Raw genomic sequence first — 2,703 nt, 5'->3', positions numbered from 1 at the left:
GCCGGGCAAACTCCCACTCTGCATCCGACAGTTCATGGCGACGTATCACCCGACCATGATCCACCACTCAAGATCATTTGAAGACACCGCCTAGGACGGGGCACTCCCGCCCGGCACCCCGTACGCCCGCCCGACCACCGCTCGTCCGAGCAAGGAGTATCGTGCCCGACCCGCTGCACTCCGACCTGGCGCAGACCGACGCGCTGTACGACGAACTTCTCGCCCTCGCCCTGGAGGCCGCCGGCCGTGCCGGGGTGCTGCTGCGCGACGGCCGGCCCGCCGACCTCGGGGTGGCCGCCACCAAGTCCAGCCCCATCGACGTCGTCACCGAGATGGACCTCGCCTCCGAGAAGCTGATCACCGGCTTCATCGGCGAGCGCCGCCCGGACGACGGTTTCCTGGGGGAGGAGGGCGCCAGTACGGTCGGCACCAGCGGCATCCGCTGGGTCATCGACCCCGTCGACGGCACCGTCAACTACCTCTACGACCTGCCGTCCTGGGCCGTGTCGATCGCGGCCGAACGGGACGGCGAGGTCGTCGTCGGGGTGGTCGCCGCCCCGATGCGCGGCGAGACCTACCACGCCGTAGTGGGCCGTGGTGCGTTCAACAACGGCGAGCCGATCCGGCACCGGCCCTCCCCGCCGCTCTCCCAAGCACTGCTCGGCACCGGCTTCGGGTACCTGGCCGAGCGCCGGGCCGCCCAGGCGGAGGTGGTACGCACCCTGCTGCCACAGGTCCGCGACATCCGCCGGGGCGGTTCGGCGGCGATCGACCTGTGCGATGTCGCCTGCGGGCGGCTCGACGCCTACTACGAGCGGGGCCTGAACCCCTGGGACCTGGCCGCCGGCGCGCTGATCGCCCGCGAGGCCGGCGCGCTCACCGGGGGCCGCCCCGGCCACGCGCCCTCCCACGAGCTGACGCTGGCCGCCTCCCCGGCCCTCTTCGAGCAGCTCCAGCCCCTGCTGGACGAGCTGGGCGCCTGGCACGACTGACCCGGCCGCCTCCGGGCACGACGGCGCCCCGGCACCTTCCCCTGGTGCCGGGGCGCCGTCGCCGTACGCCGGAGGCGGTCAGGCGTTGCTGACCGCCCCGTAACGCACACCGTGCTCGTTCGCCAGTCGCTGCAGGTCCTCGAGCTCGGCCTGTTCGACCTCGGCGAGGAAGTCATCGCCCGCAGCGCGGGCCTGGTCCAGATCGGCTTCGGTCTTCTCTATGCGCTGCAGAATGCCTGCGGTGAACGCGTCCATGTGCGCCCCCTCGTCGTGGGTCGGTGGCACGGGGGTGTGCCGACGGGTGGGTCGATCACGGCGTGGTCCCTGCGATGGATCACTTCATGGCACTTCGGTCGCCACATGAAGACAGGGCGTGATCGCGGGTGTGCAGTCGTCCTCCCCATGCGGACCCTCAGGGAAACCTCAACCCACCCACGAATCCGGGCCGTCGGGCCCCCGGGAGCCCCGCTCCACCCGCGCGCACCCCTCTTACCGCCGGTTTATGGCTCTTCGGGGCAGGATGGAAGAGCTCTGAAACATTGTTGTGCCTGCCCGAAAGGGCCCTGAGGAAGGACTTGCGACGTGCGTGTTCTCGTCGTCGAGGACGAGCAGCTGCTCGCCGATGCGGTGGCCACCGGACTGCGCCGGGAGGCCATGGCCGTCGACGTGGTCTACGACGGCGCTGCCGCCCTGGAACGGATCGCGGTCAACGACTACGACGTGGTCGTGCTCGACCGTGACCTCCCGGTCGTCCACGGCGACGACGTCTGCCGCAAGCTGGTCGAGCTGGGCATGCCCACCCGGGTCCTGATGCTGACCGCCTCGGGCGACGTCAGCGACCGGGTCGAGGGCCTGGAGATCGGCGCGGACGACTACCTCCCCAAGCCCTTCGCCTTCACCGAGCTCACCGCACGCGTGCGCGCCCTGGGCCGGCGGACGACGGTGGCCCTGCCGCCCGTCCTGGAGCGGGCCGGGATCAAGCTCGACCCCAACCGCCGCGAGGTCTTCCGCGACGGCAAGGAGGTCCAGCTCGCGCCGAAGGAGTTCGCGGTGCTGGAGGTCCTGATGCGCAGCGAGGGCACGGTCGTGTCGGCCGAGCAGCTCCTGGAGAAGGCCTGGGACGAGAACACCGACCCGTTCACCAACGTCGTACGGGTCACGGTCATGACACTGCGCCGCAAGCTGGGCGAGCCCGCAGTGATCGTCACCGTCCCCGGCTCGGGATACCGGATCTGACCGCAATGCCTTCCCTGCCCTCCTTCTCCAAGGCGGCGGCCCCGCCGCCGCCCATGCCGCCCAAGCCGACCTGGGACCCCCGCCCGGTCCACGTCCGGCCGTTCCCGTGGCTGCGGCCGACCATCCGGATACGCCTGACGCTGCTGTACGGCGGCATGTTCCTGATGGCCGGCATCGTGCTGCTGACGATCATCTACATGCTCGCAGCGGACGCGCTGCACGACGGCAGTGCGCTGCCGCTGAAGATCCTCGGCGGCAAGTTCGAGTCCACCAGTGACATCTGCGACCTGCCCACCCAGACCTCGGGGCCGCTCCTCCAGGAGGCCGTCAACCAGTGCCTCCAGCACCAGCGTGCGGTGGCGCTGAACAGCCTGCTGAATCGTTCGTTGTTGGCGTTGTTGGGGTTGACGGTGGTGGCGTTTGCGTTCGGGTATGCGATGGCGGGGCGGGTGTTGGCTCCGTTGGGGCGGATTAC

General features: G+C 70.4%; 3 protein-coding genes and 1 pseudogene. 3 read left to right on the top strand and 1 reads right to left on the bottom strand.

The genetic code is table 11. The features are described from left to right. Window positions 1-161: 161 nt before the first annotated feature. Window positions 162-992, top strand: coding sequence for an inositol monophosphatase family protein (locus AB0G84_RS36155; protein WP_361330951.1), 831 nt, complete (start codon window positions 162-164; stop codon window positions 990-992). Between the two features lie 78 nt (window positions 993-1,070). On the opposite strand, the gene AB0G84_RS36150 is transcribed toward AB0G84_RS36155, so the two are convergent. After that, a complete protein-coding gene (locus AB0G84_RS36150) occupies window positions 1,071-1,247 on the bottom strand; it encodes a hypothetical protein (RefSeq protein ID WP_361330948.1) in 177 nt (58 codons plus the stop codon). A gap of 327 nt (window positions 1,248-1,574) precedes the next feature. Here AB0G84_RS36150 and AB0G84_RS36145 point away from each other — a divergent pair, with 327 nt between their 5' ends. Beyond that, a complete protein-coding gene (locus AB0G84_RS36145) occupies window positions 1,575-2,228 on the top strand; it encodes a response regulator transcription factor (RefSeq protein WP_361330945.1) in 654 nt (217 codons plus the stop codon). Window positions 2,229-2,233: 5 nt separating this feature from the next. Continuing rightward, window positions 2,234-2,703, top strand: a pseudogene (locus tag AB0G84_RS36140) (two-component sensor histidine kinase); the annotation flags it as partial.

This window comes from Streptomyces sp. NPDC020742, from assembly GCF_040641675.1.
Taxonomy (GTDB): Bacteria; Actinomycetota; Actinomycetes; order Streptomycetales; family Streptomycetaceae; genus Streptomyces.
The sequence above is the reverse complement of the archived record's forward strand: the minus strand, read 5'-3'. Positions and strand labels throughout refer to the sequence as shown.